The sequence below is a fragment of the Bradyrhizobium sp. CER78 genome (genome assembly GCF_029846235.1).
In the GTDB taxonomy this organism is placed as follows: Bacteria; Pseudomonadota; Alphaproteobacteria; order Rhizobiales; family Xanthobacteraceae; genus Bradyrhizobium.
The window spans coordinates 20,132-38,314 of sequence record NZ_JARVWP010000029.1 but is presented as its reverse complement, the minus strand read 5'-3'; the positions used below and the strand labels follow the sequence as shown (position 1 = coordinate 38,314).

Below are 18,183 nucleotides of genomic sequence, written 5' to 3'. Positions count from 1 at the left end.
CGCCTGCCAGTAGCAAATAACGTCTGCGTCAGCCCAATGCTGCGCCCGCTAAGAGAAATTCTAACTCCGGGGCGGGGGTAGTGGAGCACGGCTCCCGCCCTCCGTCATTCCGGGGCTCGCGAAGCGAGAGCCCGGAATCCATTCATCCGCAAAACCCGTGGCCCGATGGATTCCGGGCTCCCGCTTCGCGGGCCCCCAGGTGCGCAATTGCGCACCGGGGAATGACGAGGAGGGTGTACCTGCCAGACCCTACGCCTGATCCAGGCCGTACAGCGTGTGCAGCGTGCGCACCGCGAGTTCGGTGTAGGCGGCGTCGATCAGGACCGAGAACTTGATCTCGGAGGTGGTGATGGCGCGGATGTTGATGTTGCGCTCGGCCAGCGCCTTGAACGCCTTCGCCGCGACGCCGGCATGGCTGCGCATGCCGCTGCCGATCACCGACACCTTGGCGACGTCGGTTGCGGTGTCGAGCCTGGCATAGCCGATCTTGGCCTTGGCGGAGGTAATGGTGTCCTTGGCGCGGTTGTAGTCGGCGGCCGGCACGGTGAAGGTGAGGTCGGTGGTCTTGCCGTCCTCCGACACGTTCTGCACGATCATGTCGACATTGATGTTGGCGTCCGCGAGCGGCCCGAAGATCGCCGCGGCGACGCCGGGCTTGTCCTCGATCTGGCGCACGGAAATCTGGGCTTCGTCCTTGGAGAAGGCGATGCCGGTGACGACGTGCATTTCCATGATTTCCTCCTCGCTGCAGATCAGCGTGCCCGGCGGCTGGTTGGCGTGCGGGTCGATATCCTCTGGCTTGTCGAAGCTGGAGCGCACGAAGATCGGCATGTTGTGCACCATGCCGAGTTCCACCGAGCGAACCTGCAGCACCTTGGCGCCCTGCGAGGCCAGCTCCAGCATGTCCTCGAACGCGATCTTGTCGAGCCGGCGCGCCTTCGGCACCACGCGGGGATCGGTGGTGTAGACGCCGTCGACATCGGTGTAGATGTCGCAGCGGTCGGCTTTCAGTGCGGCCGCGATCGCCACCGCCGAGGTGTCCGAACCGCCGCGGCCGAGCGTGGTGATGCGGCCGGTATCGGGATTGATGCCCTGGAAGCCGGCGATCACGGCGACTTCCTTGCGCTCCTTGAAGCGGGTGATGATCTCGGTGCCGTCGATCTCGACGATGCGCGCCGAGGCATGCGCATCCGAGGTCTTGATCGGAATCTGCCAGCCCTGCCAGGAGCGCGCCTGGATGCCGATGCCCTGCAGCACGATCGAAAGCAGGCCCGAGGTGACCTGTTCGCCGGAGGCGACCACCGCGTCGTATTCGCGGGCGTCGTGCATCGGCGAGGCCTCGGTGCACCAGGCCACCAGCTCGTTGGTCTTGCCGGACATCGCGGAGACCACGACAGCGACCTCGTGGCCGGCGTCGACCTCACGCTTCACGTGCTGGGCGACGTTGCGGATACGATCGATATTGGCGACGGACGTACCGCCGAATTTCATCACGAGGCGGCCCATGACGACGCGTCTATTCCTTTAAGAGGATAAGTAGGTTAACCCACGCCGAAAACCGCAAGCGCGGGGACCGAAAGGCGCGTATACATAGCGCCGCGCCCGGGGGCAAGCCGGTTGGAAGGGGTGCCCTTAGGTCCTTGGGGTCCTTCGGGGGTGTTTTTGCCGGTTGCGGGCGGGCTGTGGCGCAACGGTGACTCGGGGTCATGCGAAGGCGGATTGGATGGGACGCTATATCGACGAAATCCTGCAGCCCGGCGAGAAGGTGCTGTACTCCACCAACGCGCACTGGATGTTCTATCTGCCGGCGATCGGGGCCTGGATCGTGGTGCTGGCACTGCTGATCCTGTCGCGGATGATAACGGTCGATGCCCTCGCGCTGGCCTGCCTGGCGGCCGCCGCCGTGGTCGCGGTGGCGGCGCTGTACTGGACCGGCGCGGCCTGGTTCCATCGCTGGACCACGGAAACCGATGTCACCAATTTCCGCGTGGTGCACAAGAGCGGCTTCATCAAGCGGCGCACCTTCGAGATGAGCCTCGACAAGGTCGAGAGCGTCGACGTCAACCAGAGCATCATGGGGCGCCTGCTCAATTATGGCGACGTCACCATCCGCGGTGTCGGCGAGGGCATCGAGACCATCAAGACCATCGCCTCGCCGCTGTCGTTCCGCAATTCGATCACCGCGCGATAGGGGCGCGCGCAATCATGGCCACGCAAACAACGCTTTCCAGTTCCTCCGCCAGTTCCTCCGCCAATGCCTCCTCGGGCTCGGTCGATCCGGCCGAGGTCGCGAAGTTCTCGAAACTGTCGGATGAATGGTGGGATCCGCGCGGCAAGATGGCGCCGCTGCACAAGATCAATCCGCTGCGCCTGACCTATATCCGCGACGCCGCCTGCCGCAAGTTCGAGCGCAACGCCAAGAGTCTGAGCTGCCTGTCCGGCCTGCGCCTGCTCGACATCGGCTGCGGCGCCGGCCTGTTGTGCGAGCCGTTCACGCGGCTCGGTGCCCAGGTGATCGGGATCGATCCCTCAGCCACCAACATATCGGCGGCGAAGCTGCACGCCGACAAGGGCCATCTGTCGATCGACTACCGCTGCACCACGGTGGAGGAGATGGACGCACGCGAGCGCTTCGACATCGTGCTGGCGATGGAGGTGGTCGAGCACGTCAACGACGTCGGCGCCTTCATCAAGCGCTGCGCCGCGATGCTCAAGCCCGGCGGGCTGATGGTGGTCTCGACGTTGAACCGCAACTGGAAGAGCTTTGCGCTGGCGATCGTCGGCGCCGAATACGTGCTGCGCTGGCTGCCGCGCGGCACCCATGACTGGAGCAAGTTCGTCACTCCCGCCGAGCTCGAGCGCTATCTCGGCGACGTCAACCTCACCATCACTGAGCAGGCCGGCGTGGTCTACAACCCGCTCGCCGACAAATGGACCGTGTCGACCGACATGGATGTGAATTACATGGTGGTGGCGGAGGAGGTGTGAGTTAGGCCCCGATCTCGGCCACACGATAGGTGTCGTCCCTGCGAAAGCAGGGACCCATAACCACCGGCCCGGATAATCGGGCGAGGTCAGCGTTCCGATTGTTGTAGGTCGGCTGTCCGGCCATCGTGCCCCAATCCGCTCCCTGTGATTATGGACCCCTGCTTTCGCAGGGGCGACGCGGAGTTTGTGGCGCGACAGGTGGAGATGTGAGACGGTGTTCCTCCGAAAGGTGTCGTCCCTGCGAACGCAGGGACCCATAACCACCGGCCCGAATAACCGGGCGAGGTCAGCGTTCCGATTGTTGTAGGTCGGCTATCCGGCCATCGTGCCCCAATCTGCTCCCTGTGGTTATGGGCCCCTGCTTTCGCAGGGGCGACGCGGAGTTTGTGGCGCGACTGGTGGAGATGTGAGACGCTGTTGCCATCCGGAAGGTGTCGTCCCTGCGAACGCAGGGACCCATAACCACCGGCCCCAATAGTTGGGCGAGGTCCGCGTTCCGAGCATGTACTACGTCTACATCCTCGCCAGCCGGCGCCATGGCACGCTGTATATCGGCGTGACGAATTCCGTGCAGAAACGGCTCGAGGAGCATAGAGCCGGAATAGGCTCATCGTTCGTCAAGACGTATCGTGTCTACCGTCTCGTCTACGTGGAAGCCTACGAACGGGCTGAAGAAGCCATCGCTCGCGAAAAGCAACTCAAACGATGGAAGCGCGACTGGAAGATCGAGCTGATTGAGCGCGAGAATCTCGAATGGCGAGACCTCAGCGATCTGCTTGTCTGACTAGCGTGCCACGAACTGTTTCCTGTGGTTATGGGTCCCTGCGTTCGCAGGGACGACGGGGAGTTTGTGGCGCGCCCCGTGGAGATGCGAGACGCAGATGCCGCCCGGGCGGTGTCGTCCCTGCGAAAGCAGGGACCCATAGCCACCGGCTCCAGTTAGTGATGACGGTTGGCGCTTTTTGCTGACCGCGCCAGCGCACGGTGGTGGTCTCTTGTCTGACAGCCGTGCCACATACTGCTCCCTGAGGTTATGGGTCCCTGCGTTCGCAGGGACGACACCGACTGTGCGGTTGACGCGCAAGCCTGTCATGCGCCGGCCCGGTTGACCGCATCATCCGCAATCGGCACGCTGCGCGTGTACTCCCGCCCCGGCACGCTTTCATCCCCCCATGCTCACCATCGCCTCGCTCTGGATTCCCTTCACCATCGTCGCTGCGTTCGGGCAGGTGGCGCGCAATGCGATGCAGCGGCAGCTCACCGGGCCGCTCGGGACCTGGGGCGCGACCAATATCCGCTTCCTGTTCGGCCTGCCGTTTTCGGTGGTATTCTTCCTGCTCGCGATCATCTTGACCGGCGACCCCGTGCCGTGGCCGATGGCGTCGTTCTGGCCGTGGCTGCTGTCCGGCGCGCTCAGCCAGATCGTCGGCACCGGCTTCATGCTGCTGGCGATGAACGACCGCTCCTTCGTGGTGACCACGGCCTATATGAAGACCGAGGCGATCCAGACCGCGATCTTCGGGTTCATCTTCCTCGGCGATCATCTGACGTCGGCCAAGGTCATCGCGATCGTGATCGCGACAATCGGCGTCGTCGTCACTGCGCTCAGGCCGGGCGGGAAAAAGAGCTTTGCCGATCTGCGTCCGACCGTGCTCGGCCTCGGCGCCGCCGCGGTGTTCGCGATCTCGGCGGTGAGCTTTCGCGGCGCCATCATCGCGGTGCCCGATGTCTCGTTCGTGACGGCGGCCTCCTACACGCTGATGTGGAGCCTCCTCGTGCAGACGCTGATCCTGTCGGTCTATCTGTTGCTGCGCGCGCCCGACGTGCTGCGGAAGATCCTCGGCCTGTGGCGGCCCTCGCTGTTCGCGGGCTTCATGGGCGCGTTCTCGTCGCAGTTCTGGTTCCTGGCGTTCGCGCTCACCGCGGCCGCCAACGTGCGCACGCTGGCGCTGATCGAGGTGCTGTTCGCGCAGGGCGTGGCGTATTTCTCGCTCAAGCAGCCGTTCTCGCTGCGCGAACTGACGGGCATCGTGCTGATCGTGATCGGCGTTGCGCTGCTGATTGCCGCGTAGGTTCGAAAAACCCGATCAGCCTTTGACGGCGATCAGCACCGCGCCCGCGGAGATCAGCGCGATCCCGACCCAGCCATAGGCCGACGGGCGTTCGCCGAGGAAGACGGCGCCGAACAGCGCCACCAGCACCACGCTGAGCTTGTCGATCGGAGCGACCAGCGTCGCGGGTCCGAGCTTGAGCGCGCGGAAATAGCAGATCCACGACGCGCCGGTGCCGAGCCCGGATAGCAGCAGAAAGAGCCAGCTTCTCGCCGAGATCGGTCCGGACTGCGTGAACTGCCCGGTCGCAAACAGAATCGCCGACAGCGTGATCAGCACGACCACGGTGCGGATCAGGGTCGCGAGATCGGAGTTGATGCCCTCGACCCCGACCTTGGCGAAGATCGCGGTCAGGGCGGCGAACACGGCGGAAAGAAACGCCCAGACCTGCCAGGAAGAAAATGTCTCGGGGGTCATGCTTGTCCCAAGTGGTCATTCCGGGACGGTGCGCAGCACCGAACCCGGAATCCAGAAGTTGTGGCGCGAGATTCCGGGTTCCTGCTCCGCAGGCCCCGGAATGACGCTGCGCGTCAGTTCCGATCTTCCGGCAGCGTCGGCAGTGGCGAGACCTCGACGCCCTCGTCGATCAGCGCGCGCGCTTCCTCGGGCGAGGCCTCGCCATAGATCGGCCGATGCTCGATATCGCCATAGTGCATCTTGCGCGCCTCGTTGGGGAAGCGGTCGCCGACATTGTCGGCGTTCTTGACGATGTGGTCGCGCAGCTCCTTCAGCTTGCTGCGCAGCTCGCGCTCCTGCGCCATCATCAGCGATGTCGATTCGTTGGGCGTCGTCTCGACGGGCGTCGCCGGTGCCGGCCGGGCCGGTTCGCGGCCCTTCTTGCTGACAACCCGCGGCGCCATGATGGCGCGCTCGACCTTGTCAGAGCCGCAGGACGGGCAATTGATCAGGTGACGCCGCTCTTGCGATTCATAAGCCGAGGAGCTCTGGAACCAGCTCTCGAACTGATGACCTTGCTCGCAGCGCAGCGTGTAGCGGATCATGCCGAACCCCGAACGAGGTGCAGATGTTCCGGGCCGGCCTTGGGGTCGGCGATGCCGAAACGCCTGCCATGCTGCAGCGACGGAATGGTCTTGCGCGCGGTCTCGACCTTGGCGGGATCGATCTCGGCGAGGAACACGCCGGGCTCGACGCCGCCCTCGGCAAGGATCTCGCCCCAGGGGTCGATGATCAGTGAATGCCCGAAGGTCTCGCGCTTGTTCTCATGCAGGCCGGCCTGCGCCGCTGCGAACACGAAGCAGCCGGTCTCGATGGCGCGGGCGCGCAGCAGCGTGTGCCAATGCGCTTCGCCGGTCTTGCGGGTGAAGGCGGACGGCACGGTGAGGAACGACGCGCCGGCTTCGGCGAGTGCGCGATACAGCGCCGGGAAGCGCACGTCGTAGCAGATCGTGAGGCCGATCCGGCCCCAAGGCAGGTCGGAGATCACGGCGGTCTCGCCGGGCTGGTAATTGGCCGATTCGCGGTAGCTCTCGCCGCCCGGCAGATCGATATCGAACATATGGATCTTGTCGTAGCTCGCGAGCACATTGCCCTCGGGCCCGATCAGGAACGAGCGGTTGACCGCCTTCTCCGGCGAGTAACGCAGCGCCAGCGAGCCGATATGGAGGTGGATCTTCAGCTCGGCCGCGAGCGCGCGATACGCCTTCAGCGACTTGTCGTCCTCTTCGCTCGCTAAGTGCTCGAACAGCGCCTTGCGGTTGAGCTGCATCATGTTGCTGACCTCAGGCGTCAGCACATATTTGGCGCCCTGCGCCGCCGCCTCGCGGATCAGCCGCGTGCCCTGCTCGAGGCTGGGTTCCGGCAGCAGACCGGTGCGCATCTGCACCATCGCGGCGGTGAAAATGTTGTCCGTGCCCATCAGGCGCCGCCTCCGTTGCTGAGCAGGCCGTCGAGCTTGCCCTCGCGGTCGAGCGCGTAGAGCTCGTCGCAGCCGCCGACATGGGTCTTGCCGATGAAGATCTGCGGGAAGGTCGATCCGGCGCCGGCGCGATCGTACATCTCGTCGCGATAGGCCGGGTCGCTGGCGACGCTGAATTCGGTGAACGCGGCGTTCTTGCGCGTCAACAGCGATTTGGCCGCGGTGCAATAACCGCAGCCCGGGCGGGTGTAGATTTCAATGGCAGCGGTCATGGTGTGCTCGGTTGAACCTGAATGACAGATTATATGGGAGCACGGTGGGTATCGACAACCCGGGCAAACACCAGCACGTCGACCTGCGCGGCTTTGGCGCGCAACAGCGCCCGCGCGCAGGCATCGACTGTGGCGCCCGAGGTCAGGACGTCGTCGATCAGGACCACGCGGCGGCCCTGGATGTCAGCCTTGCGTTCCTGGGTGACCCCGAATGCGCCCTGCACATTGCTGGCGCGGTCCTTGCGCGACAGCCCGATCTGCTGCTCGGTGGCGCGGGTGCGCCGCAGCGCCTCGGACACCATTTTGACGCCGCTCTGGCGCGCGATCACCTTGGCGAGCGCCCCGGATTGGTTGTAGCGCCGGCTCCAGCCGCGCCGCCAATGCAGGGGAACCGGCACCACCATGTCGGCATCGTGTAGCAATTCCTTCCCCGCCCGCGCCATCCAGCGGCCCATCGTCGGCGCCAGATCGGTGCGATCCTGGTATTTCAATGCGTGCACCAGCGTGCGCGCGACGTCGTCATAGCGCACCGCGGCGCGGGCTCTGCTGTAGGCCGGTGGATTGGCAATCGCCTCCATCGACAGCAATTCGGGTCCGGGATCGTAGACAAAGGGAATACCGAGCCGCGGGCAGAACGGCGGCGCGATGAACGACAATTTGGCCCAGCAGGCCGCGCAGACGCCCTCGCCGTGAACCGGCTCGCGGCAGGACACGCACAGCGTCGGCAGCGCGATGTCGAGCAGGAGCCGCGCTGTCTGCAGCCAGGCGCCCCCGACCGCGCCAAGCGCGCGCTGAACATGTCCGGTAATGGAGCGTGTCGGTGATGCCTCGGCGTCCATCGGGCGAGGCTAGCGGTTGAGCAACGCCGGCTCAAGGCGCATTGCCTGCTGCGGCGGTCCGGCGTAACCAGCGCGGATGGCAACGACCCCGGCCACGGCCCCCACTCTGTTCGATCGCGCCTTGCTCGGCGCAAGGCTGGCGCGTGCGCGGCGCGAGGGGGCGGCGACGTTCCTGCTCGAACGCGCCACGGAGGACATGGCGGACCGGTTGCAGGCTGTATCGCGCAGCTTCTCGGCCGCGGCCGACGTCTGGACGCCGGGGGACGGGCTTGCGGTCGTCCTGCGCGGGCGTGTCGGATCGGTCGATACGATCGGCTTCAGTGAGGCGGAAGCGCTCGGCCTGTCGCCGGAGTCGCTCGATCTCGTGGTGTCCGCGCTCGCTTTCCAGTTCGTCAACGATCTGCCTGGCGTGCTGGCGCAGATCCGCCGGGCGCTGAAGCCGGACGGGCTGTTGCTCGCTGCGATGCTCGGCGGCGATACGCTGACCGAGCTCAGGCAGAGTTTTGCCGCGGCGGAGGCCGAATGCGAGGGCGGGGTGTCGCCGCGCGTCGCGCCGTTTGCTGACTTGCGCGACATCGGCGCGCTGTTGCAGCGCGCCGGCTTCGCGCTGCCGGTCACCGACGTCGACCGCGTCGTGGTGCGCTATGCAAGCGCGTTCGCGCTGATGGCCGATCTCAGGCGGATGGGTGCGACCAACGTGCTGCGCGAGCGTCGTCACGCCTCGACCCGCCGCGCCACCATGCTGCGCATGGCGCAAATCTACGGCGAACGCTTCGCCGATCCCGACGGCCGCATCCGTGCCACCTTCGACATCGTCTGGCTCTCCGGCTGGGCGCCGCATGACAGCCAGCCGAAGCCGCTGAAACCGGGTTCGGCAAAGGCGAGTTTGGAGGCCGCAGTGAAACGGGTGAAGCGTTGAGCCGTTAGGGGCGCACGATGCCAGGGCTCCCTCTCCCCTTGCGGGAGAGGGTTGGGGAGAGGGGTGGCCCCGGGTGAGATACTAAAGCCTGATGAGATTAGGTTGAGCTGGAACGGCGTCGAAGGTTCACCTCTCCCCAACGGGGAGAGGTGAACCGAGACCGCGCCAAACCGATTCAACCAAAACTCATCCCGCCTTAGCGTGATCATCGCTTTCGCAATTCTGCGCCCGTCTTCAAGGTGCATGCTGAGAGAGCGCGCCGTGTGGCACCCCTCTCCCCAGCCCTCCCCCGCAAGGGGGGAGGGAGCCTGTCCACCGTGTGTCCCTTACGATCGATCGCAGTTGCCGATGCGATCCAACCTCTCTCACAAGGTGGGCGACCGGTTGGCTGCGCGATTTCGGAATAATGGAATTATGCCGGTGAGTTGCCCGACGTGTCAAGTCGCCGTGCCGAACACCGCCGGCTCCTTTGCATGGGGTTGTTTTCGATATTTTTCAGCGCACCCGTGCGACGGCCCCAAAAGGGAGGCAGATGGTCGCACCACAAGCGCAGATCACATCAGCAGATCCATCAGATGCGGCAGCAGCGGGATGTCGGCCGGCGGCATCGGGTAGTCGCGCAATTTGTTGGCGCGCACCCAGGCGAGGTTCTGGCCCTCGCGCGCCACCGCCATGCCCTCCCAGCGCCGGCAGATGTAGAGCGGCATCAGGAGATGGAAGGTCTCGTAGGCGTGGCTGGCGAAGGTCAGCGGCGCGAGGCACGGCTCGCTCACGGTGATGCCGATCTCCTCGTGCAGCTCGCGGATCAGGGTCTGCTCCGGCCGCTCGCCGGGCTCGATCTTGCCGCCGGGGAATTCCCACAGTCCGGCCAGCGCCTTGCCTTCCGGGCGCTGCGCCAGCAGTACGCGTTTGTCGGCATCGACCAGCGCGCAGGCGACGACGAGGGTCAGCTTGATGTCAGCCATGCGGCCCGGATGTCCCTTCCAATTTGCAAGCTTTCATTAACCAGCTCCGCGTCGTCAGCCAAACGATTTGTGTTCGCAGGTCTTTTCTGCGCGCGCGATAATTCGGCCTTAATTCGCGGTCGGCAGGGTGAAGGGGTTGATCGACCCATCATTTTCTTTGCCGACATAACCCATGAGCACCTTGATCCGGACCATCAGCCGTTTCCGCCGCGATCGCTCCGGCAATATCGCAATGATCTTCGGCCTCGCTCTGCTGCCGCTGCTCATCGCGGTCGGATGCGCGGTCGACTATTCCCGCGCCAACCAGATCCGCAGCAAGTTGATATCCGCCGCCGATGCTGCGAGCGTCGGATCGATCGCCAAGGCTTCGCCCGGCTTCATCGCCGCGGGCGCCATGACGTCGGACGGTGAGATTACGGCAGGCGAAGCCGATGCGAGGAAGATCTTCAACGGCAACATCTCCAACCAGAACGGCTTCACGCTGACCAGCGTGACGCCGACCATGACCAAGAGCGGCGGCACCATCACCTCGACGGTCCAATTCACCGCCGACGTCCCGACCATGTTCCTCGGCGTGATGGGGCGGAGCAAGGTGAGCGTGTCCGGCACGTCGACCTCGACCGCGAACATGCCGCTCTATATCGATTTTTATCTCCTGCTCGACAATTCGCCGTCGATGGGGGTCGGCGCTACGCCGACGGACGTCGCCGCCCTGGTCAAGGCCACCACCGGCAACAGCTTCAAGCCGAACGACCAATGCGCCTTCGCCTGCCACGACTACAATGATCCCAACAACTACTACAATCTGGCGAAATCGCTCGGCGTGACGACGCGGATCGACGTGCTTCGCAGTGCGACCCAGCAATTGATGGATACCGCGGCGGCGACCCAGACCTATTCGAGCCAGTTCCGCATGGCGATCTATGACTTCGGCGCGTCCTCGGCGACCTATGGCCTGCGAAGCCTGTTTTCGCTGTCGTCCAGCCTGTCGAGCGCAAAGTCGGCGGCCGGCAACATCGATCTCATGGGCGTTTACGGCAACAACGATTCCTATACCGCGGACAAGGACAGCCAGTTCACCGCAATTTTTCCGCAGATCAACAACGCGATCGCAAACCCGGGCGCCGGCACGTCGTCGGCGCCGATGAAGTATCTGTTCTTCGTGTCCGACGGCGTCGCCGATGAGCCGAATTCAAGCTGCCTGAAGCCGATCACCGGCAGCAATCGCTGCCAGTCGCCGATCAATCCGGCGCTCTGCGATGCGATCAAGAAGCGCAACATCAAGATCGCGGTGCTCTACACCACCTATCTGCAGCTGCCGACCAACAATTGGTACATGACCTGGATCGATCCGTTCAACCAGGGCCCGTTCGGCCCGTCGCCGAACAGCCAGATCGCGCAGAACATGCAGGCCTGCGCGTCGCCGGGCTTCTATTTCGAGGTCAGCCCGACGCAGGGCATCGCCGATGCGATGAATGCCTTGTTCAAGAAGGCGGTCGCCGACGCGCGGATCAGCAGCTAGCGAAAGCCCATACCCTCTCTCACCGTCACCCTGAGGAGCCGCGCTTTCGCGCGGCGTCTCGAAGGGTCGACGGCCCGACTCTCTCCACGGGGCGCCATCCGGGCCGTACATCCTTCGAGGCTCGCTCCGCTCGCACCTCAGGATGATGGCGGAGAATAGTACTCCTCGCGGTGGCGAGCGCGGCCTACGACCGGTAATCGCCGTTGATCGCGACGTATTCCTTGGTGAGGTCGCAGGTCAGCACGCGGTCTTTCGCCTTGCCGAGGCCGAGCGCGACCTTGATCTGGATCTTCGGCGCCTTCATCGCCTCCGACACCTCTTTCTCATTGTAGGACGGATCGCGTGCGCCGCTCTTGGCGACGCGGATGCCGTTGAAGGAGATCGAGAGCTTGTCGCGGTTGGCGGGTTCGCCGGCCTTGCCGACCGCCATCACCACGCGGCCCCAATTGGCGTCCTCGCCGGCGATCGCGGTCTTCACCAGCGGCGAATTGGCGATCGACATCGCGATCTTGCGCGCCGACGGCTTTGTCGTCGCGCCCTCGACCACGACTTCGACCAGCTTGCGGGCGCCTTCGCCGTCGCGCGCCACCTGCTCGGAGAGGTCAGCGAGGATCTGCTGGAACGCCTTGGTGAACGCCTTCAGACGCGGGTCGCTGGCGCGCGAGATCTTCGGCGCGCCGTTGGCGGCCGCAGCGCCGGTTGCAAAGGCGAGCAGCGTGTCCGAGGTCGAGGTGTCGCCGTCGATGGTCAGCGCATTGAAGGTGTCCTCGACGCCGGCCTTGAGCAGCGATTGCAGCACGCCAGCCGACAGCGGCGCGTCGGTGAAGATGAAGGACAGCATGGTCGCCATGTCGGGCATGATCATGCCGGCGCCCTTGGCCATGCCGTTGATCGTCACCTTGGCCTTGCCGAGCTTCACGGTCGCGGTGGCGACCTTCGGGAAGGTGTCGGTGGTCATGATCGCCTTGGCCGCGTCCATCCAGAGATCGGGGGTCGCGGTCTCTGCGAGCTGCGCCAGCACGCCGTCGAACTTGGTGGCGTCGAGCGGCTCGCCGATCACGCCGGTGGAGGCCAGGAACACGTCCGACGTCGCGCAGCCGACCGCCTTCGCTGCGATCTGCGCGGTCAGCGCGGTGGAGACCTTGCCGGTCTTGCCGGTGAAGGCATTGGCGTTGCCGGAATTGACCACCAGCGCGCGCGCAGCTCCGCCCTTCAGCTTGGCGCGGCACCATTCGACCGGTGCCGACGGGCACTTCGACTTGGTGAAGACGCCGGCCACCGTGGTGCCCTTGTCCAGCAGTGCGAGCAGCACGTCGGTGCGGCCCTTGTAGCGGATGCCGGCGGCAGCGGTCGCAAGCCGCACCCCCGCGATCACGGGCATCTCGGGAACGTCGGGCGGGGCGAGGGGGGAGACGGCGGTGGACATCGGCAAGCTTCCGGCTACGGGAGGGAAGCGCTGCATAACATCTCGCCGCCTGAAGCGGGAGAGGGCAACGCGAGTGTCATCAATCGTTCAAGAAACAACGATCCGTAGCCCGGATGGAGCGAAGCGAAATCCGGGGCCGCTGTGCCCGCGGATCATCCTGTCCCGGATTACGCCTCGCTCCATCCGGGCTACGAAGGCACCGCAAAAGCAAATGGCCGGGACGTGCCCGGCCATCGCAACTTCGATCGGTTCAGTGCCGAGAAGCCTACTTCTTCGCCGGGGCCATCTTGTTGTCGGCCGGCTTTGGCGCGTCCTTGGCGGCATCCGCCGGTGCCGCCGCATCGGCGGCCGGCTTGTCCATGCGCTCGACCTTGGCGGCCTCGCGCAGCTTGGCGACGTAGTCGGCCTGGGCCTTGCGGGTCACATAGGTCTCGATCTGGGCCTTCACCTGCTCGAAGTCGGGCGCCTTGCGGTTGCGCTTTTCCTCGACCTTGATGATGTGCCAGCCGAACTGCGACTTGACCGGATCGGAGATCTTGCCCGGCTCGAGCGTGAAGGCGACCGCGGAGAATTCCGGCACCATCTGCTCCTTGGTGAAGAAGCCGAGGTCGCCGCCGTCGGAGGCGCCGGGGTCCTTGGACTTCTTCTTGGCGAGCTCGGCGAAGTCAGCACCCTTGTCGAGCTCGGCCTTGATCGCCTTGGCCTCGTCCTCGGTCTCGACCAGGATGTGGCGGGCGTGCACCTCCTGCTCGCCGGTGATCTGCTTGGCGGCCTCTTCATAGACCTTCTTCATGGCGTCGTCGGTGGTCGCGGCCTTGCCTTCGCTGGCAAGCAGGCTGTCCATCAACAGGCGGTTGCGGGTGAAGGCGAGCCGCTTCTTGAAGTCGTCATTGTTCTCGATCTTCTTGTCCTCGGCGGCCTTGGACACGATCTTCATGTCGATCAGGAAGGACAGCACGTTGTCCTTGCGGGTCGAGGGGTCCATCTGCTGCAGGCTCGGGCCGAGTTCCTCCTCGGCGAGCGCCACGTCGCTGGCGTGGATCTCGGCGCCGTTCACCTTCGCCAGCACCGGGTCGGATTCCGCGGCGCGGACCGGAAGGCCGGCAGCCAGCACTGCGACAAGACAGCCCGTGGCGGCGAGGGTAGCGAGGCCGAGGCGCAGGCCGGTTTTGGTTTCCGGAGGCGAGGTGGTCATGCAAAATCCTTGGTCTAAAGGGGGGAAGCTCGAGCGGGGCGGACACTCGCCCAATCGTGTTACATTGGCAACGCGAAAGTCTTGTCAAAATGATGAATTCCTTGACATCTTGGCGGCGTTGACAACCCCCCGACCGGGCCATATCTCTGGCCGACCGTGTCACCGGTGAGAACGCTTATTTTGCTGCGTTTTTCGCCGTTGAACCCAGGATGGCCCGTTTCCCACTCAATTGGCGGAGGAGCCCCGGGCCGGGGCTCGAACCGTAGCGCGTCACGGTGAGTTGATAGGCGATCCGGCGGATCATCTCAGGCTGTATTCCAAGACTGAAATCCAAGACTGAAATCCAAGACAAAAATCCAAGATAAAAATCCAAGACTTCCAAGCAAGACTTCCAAGAACTTCCAAGACTGAACCAAGACCGAACTCGAGACCGAAGAACAGGAATTTCGCATGATCGGCGCGCTCGCCCGCAAGTTTTTCGGCTCCGCCAACGACCGTCGGGTCAAGGGGTATCAGTCCCGCGTCAGCGCCATCAACGCCCTGGAGCCCGAGCTCGTCAAACTGACCGACGAGGAGCTCAAGGCCCGCACCGCCGAATTCAAGCAGCAGCTCGCCAGCGGCAAGACGCTGGACGACATCCTGGTTCCGGCCTTCGCCACGGTCCGCGAGGCGGCCAAGCGGACGCTTGGCCAGCGCCATTTCGACGTCCAGCTGATCGGCGGCATGGTGCTGCACGAGGGCGACATCGCCGAGATGAAGACCGGTGAAGGCAAGACGCTGGTTGCGACGCTGGCGGTCTACCTCAACGCACTCGCCGGCAAGGGCGTTCATGTCGTCACCGTCAACGACTACCTCGCCCGCCGCGACTCCGGCTGGATGGGCCAGATCTATGCCTTCCTGGGGCTGACCACCGGCGTGATCGTGCACGGCCTCGACGACGCCGAGCGCAAGGCGGCCTATGCCTGCGACATCACCTACGGTACCAACAACGAATACGGCTTCGACTATCTGCGCGACAACATGAAGTACCGCCTGGAGGACATGGTCCAGCGCGAGCATTTCTACGCGATCGTCGACGAAGTCGACTCGATCCTGATCGACGAGGCGCGCACGCCGCTGATCATCTCCGGCCCGCTCGACGACCGCTCGGATTTCTACAACACCATCGACACCTTCATGCCGCAGCTGACCAAGGTCACCGACTTCGAGGTCGACGAGAAGCAGCGCACGGTGACGCTGACCGAAGGCGGCATGGAAAAGCTCGAGAACCTGCTGCGCGACGCCGGCCAGCTCAAGGGCGATTCGCTGTACGACGTCGAGAACGTCTCCGTCGTGCATCACGTCAACCAGGCGCTGCGCGCCCACACGCTGTTCACCCGCGACAAGGATTACATCGTCCGCGACGACGAGGTCGTGATCATCGACGAGTTCACCGGCCGCATGATGCAGGGCCGCCGCTACTCGGAAGGCCTGCACCAGGCGCTGGAAGCCAAGGAGCACGTCACGGTCCAGCCCGAGAACCAGACGCTGGCCTCGATCACCTTCCAGAACTATTTCCGGATGTACCAGAAGCTGTCCGGCATGACCGGCACGGCGCTGACCGAAGCCGACGAACTGTTCGACATCTACAAGCTCGAGGTCGTCGAGATCCCGACCAACCTGCCGGTAGCGCGCCTCGACGAGGACGACGAGGTCTACCGCACCCAGAACGAAAAGTACGGCGCGATCCTTGCCGAGATCGAGCGCGCCAACAAGCGGCTGCAGCCGGTGCTGGTCGGTACCGCATCGATCGAGAAATCGGAAGTGCTGGCCGACTACCTGAAGAAGCACGGCTACAAGCAGATCGACTTCACCTCCGAATCCGGCATGGAGAAGCTCTACGCCGCCGCGCGCGCCGGCAAGCCGGCAAAACTGTTCGCGGTGCTGAACGCGCGCTTTCACGAGCAGGAAGCCTATATCGTCGCGGAAGCCGGCGTGCCGGGCGCGATCACGATCGCGACCAACATGGCCGGCCGCGGCACCGACATCAAGCTCGGCGGCTCGCTCGAGATGCGGATCCAGCAGGAGACCGCCGGGATCACCGACGAGGCCGAGAAGGCCAAGAAGATCGAGCAGATCAAGGCCGATATCGAGCGCTTCCGCGAGATCGTGCTGAAGGCGGAAGAGGATTTCGAGGTCGAGCCCGCCAAGGGCAACAAGCCGGCCAAGACCGTGAAGAAGCCGGGCGGCCTCTACATCATCGGCTCCGAGCGCCACGAGTCCCGCCGCATCGACAACCAGCTGCGCGGCCGTTCCGGCCGTCAGGGCGACCCCGGCCGATCGAAATTCTTCCTGTCGCTGGAAGACGATCTGATGCGCATCTTCGGCTCCGACCGGCTCGACAGCATGCTGCAGCGGCTCGGCCTGCAGGAAGGCGAGGCCATCATCCATCCCTGGATCAACAAGGCGCTCGAGAAGGCCCAGCAGAAGGTCGAGGCGCGCAACTTCGACATCCGCAAGAACCTGCTCAAGTTCGACAACGTCCAGAACGATCAGCGCAAGGTGATCTTCGACCAGCGCGTCGACCTGATGAAGGACGACAGCGTCGTCGAGACCGTGACCGATATGCGCCACGCCTTCGTCGAGGACGTGGTCGCCAAGCACATCCCCGAGCACGCCTATGCCGAGCAGTGGGACACCGCGGGCCTCAAGGAAGAGCTGAAGCGCGTGCTCGATGTCGACCTGCCGGTCGACGAATGGGCCAAGGAAGAGGGCATCGCCGACGAGGAGCTGCTCAACCGTATCGAGAATCACGTCGACGAGCGCATGGCGGCCAAGGTCGCGCAATGGGGCCCCGACGTGATGCGCTACGTCGAGAAGACCATCCTGCTGCAGACGCTCGACCATCTCTGGCGGGAGCACCTGATCATGCTCGATCATCTGCGCCAGGTGATCGGCCTGCGCGGCTATGGCCAGCGCGATCCGTTGCAGGAGTACAAGACCGAAGCCTTCAATCTCTTCCAGGAGATGAGCGCGCATCTGCGCGAGGCGGTCACCGCGCAGCTGATGCGGGTCGAGATCGTGCCGCCGGACGAGCCGCCGCAGCCGCTGCCGGTGATGGAAGCGCACAAGCTCGATCCCAACACCGGCGAGGACGAGTTCGCCCGCGCCAGCCTGCTCGAGGCCACCTACGCCCAGGCCTCGCTGGCGCCGGGCATGCCCGCCGCCGACCGCAATCCGAACGACCCGGCAACCTGGGGCAAGGTCGGCCGCAATGAGGACTGCCCCTGCGGCAGCGGCAAGAAATACAAGCACTGCCACGGGCGGTACGCGTAAGCCGCGGCAATCGTCGCGATTGTAGGGTGGGCAAAGCGAAAGCGTGCCCACCACGTCTTGTGTTGCTCTCGACGGTGGGCACGCTTCGCTTACGGTCTGTCCCTACACCCGCTAGCACGCTCGCATTGTTGCGAATGAGCCTTCGAATTGATGTTGAAGCCTCACCCGGCATATGCCCTGTCGAGATCGGCGATCACGATCTTCTGCATCTTCAGCATCGCCTGCATGACGCGGTCGGCGGCCTTGCGGTCGGGATCGCCGAGGTAGCGGCTCAGCGCTGTCGGGATCACCTGCCAGGACAGGCCGAAGCGATCCTTGAGCCAACCGCAACGCGATTCCTGGCCGCCGTCGGTGAGTTTGTTCCAGAAGTAGTCCACCTGCTCCTGGGTCTCGACGCTGAGGAAGAACGACACCGCCTCGTTGAACTTGTGCTGCGGCCCGCCATTGAGCGCGTAGAACCGCTGGCCCTCGAGCTCGAAGCTTGCCATGAAATCGCTGACGGTCTCGATCTCGGCGTTCGGAAACACCGATTTGTAGAACGCGACGGCATCGCGGACGTTGTTGTCGAGCCAGAGGAACGGCGTGATCGAAGGCATGGGCGGGAATCCTCGTTGACTGGTCGGGGGACGGGACCTTCGCGCAAGAGCGAGAAGGCGGCACCGCGAACGGGAGCCGGGGCAGGGGACCGTTCGCGGCGCTCGGTTCCGAGGACGAACGGGCGGATGGGCGTCCGACATTGGCCGGTTGGTTTTTTG

General features: G+C 64.5%; 18 protein-coding genes. 7 read left to right on the top strand and 11 right to left on the bottom strand.

Annotation, left to right across the window (positions count from 1 at the left end; all coding sequences use genetic code 11):
* Nucleotides 1-249: 249 nt before the first annotated feature.
* Nucleotides 250-1,506: an aspartate kinase gene (locus QDT69_RS35575; protein WP_279711128.1), complete on the bottom strand. Its 1,257-nt coding sequence runs from the start codon at nt 1,504-1,506 to the stop codon at nt 250-252.
* A gap of 217 nt (nt 1,507-1,723) precedes the next feature.
* On the opposite strand from QDT69_RS35575, the gene QDT69_RS35570 reads away from it, so the two are divergent.
* From QDT69_RS35570 to QDT69_RS35555, 4 genes are all read left to right on the top strand, one after another.
* Nucleotides 1,724-2,191, top strand: a complete 468-nt coding sequence (locus QDT69_RS35570) for a PH domain-containing protein (RefSeq protein WP_279711127.1) — start codon at nt 1,724-1,726, stop codon at nt 2,189-2,191.
* 14 nt (nt 2,192-2,205) lie between these two features.
* Nucleotides 2,206-2,988 (top strand): bifunctional 2-polyprenyl-6-hydroxyphenol methylase/3-demethylubiquinol 3-O-methyltransferase UbiG, encoded by a 783-nt coding sequence (gene ubiG / locus QDT69_RS35565; RefSeq protein WP_279711126.1) that lies wholly within the window; start codon nt 2,206-2,208, stop codon nt 2,986-2,988.
* Between the two features lie 502 nt (nt 2,989-3,490).
* Nucleotides 3,491-3,772, top strand: a complete 282-nt coding sequence (locus QDT69_RS35560) for a GIY-YIG nuclease family protein (protein WP_279711125.1) — start codon at nt 3,491-3,493, stop codon at nt 3,770-3,772.
* A 388-nt stretch (nt 3,773-4,160) separates the two neighbouring features.
* The gene (locus QDT69_RS35555) at nt 4,161-5,060 is read left to right on the top strand and encodes a DMT family transporter (protein WP_279711124.1); all 900 of its coding nucleotides are present in this window, start codon (nt 4,161-4,163) and stop codon (nt 5,058-5,060) included.
* A 15-nt stretch (nt 5,061-5,075) separates the two neighbouring features.
* On the opposite strand, the gene QDT69_RS35550 is transcribed toward QDT69_RS35555, so the two are convergent.
* The 5 genes from QDT69_RS35550 to QDT69_RS35530 form a co-directional block, all read right to left on the bottom strand.
* Complete coding sequence (locus QDT69_RS35550; RefSeq protein ID WP_146986480.1) at nt 5,076-5,516, bottom strand: EamA family transporter; 441 nt, start codon at nt 5,514-5,516, stop codon at nt 5,076-5,078.
* A gap of 113 nt (nt 5,517-5,629) precedes the next feature.
* Nucleotides 5,630-6,100, bottom strand: coding sequence for a DUF1178 family protein (locus tag QDT69_RS35545; RefSeq protein ID WP_279711123.1), 471 nt, complete (start codon nt 6,098-6,100; stop codon nt 5,630-5,632).
* A complete protein-coding gene (locus tag QDT69_RS35540) occupies nt 6,097-6,975 on the bottom strand; it encodes a carbon-nitrogen hydrolase family protein (protein WP_050423938.1) in 879 nt (292 codons plus the stop codon). Before QDT69_RS35540 ends, QDT69_RS35545 begins: the two co-directional genes overlap by 4 nt.
* Entirely contained in the window at nt 6,975-7,247 is a 273-nt protein-coding gene (grxC, locus tag QDT69_RS35535) for a glutaredoxin 3 (RefSeq protein WP_074130724.1), read from the bottom strand. The genes QDT69_RS35540 and grxC overlap by 1 nt, the downstream gene beginning before the upstream one ends.
* Nucleotides 7,248-7,276: 29 nt before the next feature.
* Nucleotides 7,277-8,086: a ComF family protein gene (locus QDT69_RS35530; protein WP_279711122.1), complete on the bottom strand. Its 810-nt coding sequence runs from the start codon at nt 8,084-8,086 to the stop codon at nt 7,277-7,279.
* A 76-nt stretch (nt 8,087-8,162) separates the two neighbouring features.
* On the opposite strand from QDT69_RS35530, the gene QDT69_RS35525 reads away from it, so the two are divergent.
* Nucleotides 8,163-9,005 (top strand): methyltransferase domain-containing protein, encoded by an 843-nt coding sequence (locus QDT69_RS35525; protein WP_279711121.1) that lies wholly within the window; start codon nt 8,163-8,165, stop codon nt 9,003-9,005.
* Between the two features lie 554 nt (nt 9,006-9,559).
* Here QDT69_RS35525 and QDT69_RS35520 read toward each other — a convergent pair.
* Entirely contained in the window at nt 9,560-9,970 is a 411-nt protein-coding gene (locus QDT69_RS35520; RefSeq protein WP_279711120.1) for a (deoxy)nucleoside triphosphate pyrophosphohydrolase, read from the bottom strand.
* 172 nt (nt 9,971-10,142) lie between these two features.
* Between QDT69_RS35520 and QDT69_RS35515 the strand changes: the two genes are divergently transcribed.
* Nucleotides 10,143-11,492: a pilus assembly protein gene (locus QDT69_RS35515; RefSeq protein ID WP_279711119.1), complete on the top strand. Its 1,350-nt coding sequence runs from the start codon at nt 10,143-10,145 to the stop codon at nt 11,490-11,492.
* A gap of 184 nt (nt 11,493-11,676) precedes the next feature.
* On the opposite strand, the gene argJ is transcribed toward QDT69_RS35515, so the two are convergent.
* The 3 genes from argJ to QDT69_RS35500 all read right to left on the bottom strand — a co-directional run bounded on the left by argJ (nt 11,677) and on the right by QDT69_RS35500 (nt 14,495).
* Nucleotides 11,677-12,918, bottom strand: coding sequence for a bifunctional glutamate N-acetyltransferase/amino-acid acetyltransferase ArgJ (argJ, locus tag QDT69_RS35510; RefSeq protein WP_279711118.1), 1,242 nt, complete (start codon nt 12,916-12,918; stop codon nt 11,677-11,679).
* Between the two features lie 265 nt (nt 12,919-13,183).
* Entirely contained in the window at nt 13,184-14,113 is a 930-nt protein-coding gene (locus tag QDT69_RS35505; RefSeq protein ID WP_279711117.1) for a peptidylprolyl isomerase, read from the bottom strand.
* 175 nt (nt 14,114-14,288) lie between these two features.
* Nucleotides 14,289-14,495, bottom strand: coding sequence for a hypothetical protein (locus tag QDT69_RS35500; RefSeq protein ID WP_279711116.1), 207 nt, complete (start codon nt 14,493-14,495; stop codon nt 14,289-14,291).
* 68 nt (nt 14,496-14,563) lie between these two features.
* Here QDT69_RS35500 and secA point away from each other — a divergent pair, with 68 nt between their 5' ends.
* Nucleotides 14,564-17,428, top strand: coding sequence for a preprotein translocase subunit SecA (secA, locus tag QDT69_RS35495; protein ID WP_279711115.1), 2,865 nt, complete (start codon nt 14,564-14,566; stop codon nt 17,426-17,428).
* Between the two features lie 161 nt (nt 17,429-17,589).
* Here secA and QDT69_RS35490 read toward each other — a convergent pair whose 3' ends face one another.
* The gene (locus tag QDT69_RS35490; RefSeq protein WP_279711114.1) at nt 17,590-18,024 is read right to left on the bottom strand and encodes a VOC family protein; all 435 of its coding nucleotides are present in this window, start codon (nt 18,022-18,024) and stop codon (nt 17,590-17,592) included.
* Nucleotides 18,025-18,183 lie beyond the last annotated feature (159 nt).

Coding starts and splice junctions, on each gene's coding strand:
- QDT69_RS35575 (WP_279711128.1), bottom strand. CDS start 1,506: ATGGGCCGCCTCGTGATGAAATTCGGCGGTACGTCCGTCGCCAATATC.
- QDT69_RS35570 (WP_279711127.1), top strand. CDS start 1,724: ATGGGACGCTATATCGACGAAATCCTGCAGCCCGGCGAGAAGGTGCTG.
- ubiG (WP_279711126.1), top strand. CDS start 2,206: ATGGCCACGCAAACAACGCTTTCCAGTTCCTCCGCCAGTTCCTCCGCC.
- QDT69_RS35560 (WP_279711125.1), top strand. CDS start 3,491: ATGTACTACGTCTACATCCTCGCCAGCCGGCGCCATGGCACGCTGTAT.
- QDT69_RS35555 (WP_279711124.1), top strand. CDS start 4,161: ATGCTCACCATCGCCTCGCTCTGGATTCCCTTCACCATCGTCGCTGCG.
- QDT69_RS35550 (WP_146986480.1), bottom strand. CDS start 5,516: ATGACCCCCGAGACATTTTCTTCCTGGCAGGTCTGGGCGTTTCTTTCC.
- QDT69_RS35545 (WP_279711123.1), bottom strand. CDS start 6,100: ATGATCCGCTACACGCTGCGCTGCGAGCAAGGTCATCAGTTCGAGAGC.
- QDT69_RS35540 (WP_050423938.1), bottom strand. CDS start 6,975: ATGGGCACGGACAACATTTTCACCGCCGCGATGGTGCAGATGCGCACC.
- grxC (WP_074130724.1), bottom strand. CDS start 7,247: ATGACCGCTGCCATTGAAATCTACACCCGCCCGGGCTGCGGTTATTGC.
- QDT69_RS35530 (WP_279711122.1), bottom strand. CDS start 8,086: ATGGACGCCGAGGCATCACCGACACGCTCCATTACCGGACATGTTCAG.
- QDT69_RS35525 (WP_279711121.1), top strand. CDS start 8,163: ATGGCAACGACCCCGGCCACGGCCCCCACTCTGTTCGATCGCGCCTTG.
- QDT69_RS35520 (WP_279711120.1), bottom strand. CDS start 9,970: ATGGCTGACATCAAGCTGACCCTCGTCGTCGCCTGCGCGCTGGTCGAT.
- QDT69_RS35515 (WP_279711119.1), top strand. CDS start 10,143: ATGAGCACCTTGATCCGGACCATCAGCCGTTTCCGCCGCGATCGCTCC.
- argJ (WP_279711118.1), bottom strand. CDS start 12,918: ATGTCCACCGCCGTCTCCCCCCTCGCCCCGCCCGACGTTCCCGAGATG.
- QDT69_RS35505 (WP_279711117.1), bottom strand. CDS start 14,113: ATGACCACCTCGCCTCCGGAAACCAAAACCGGCCTGCGCCTCGGCCTC.
- secA (WP_279711115.1), top strand. CDS start 14,564: ATGATCGGCGCGCTCGCCCGCAAGTTTTTCGGCTCCGCCAACGACCGT.
- QDT69_RS35490 (WP_279711114.1), bottom strand. CDS start 18,024: ATGCCTTCGATCACGCCGTTCCTCTGGCTCGACAACAACGTCCGCGAT.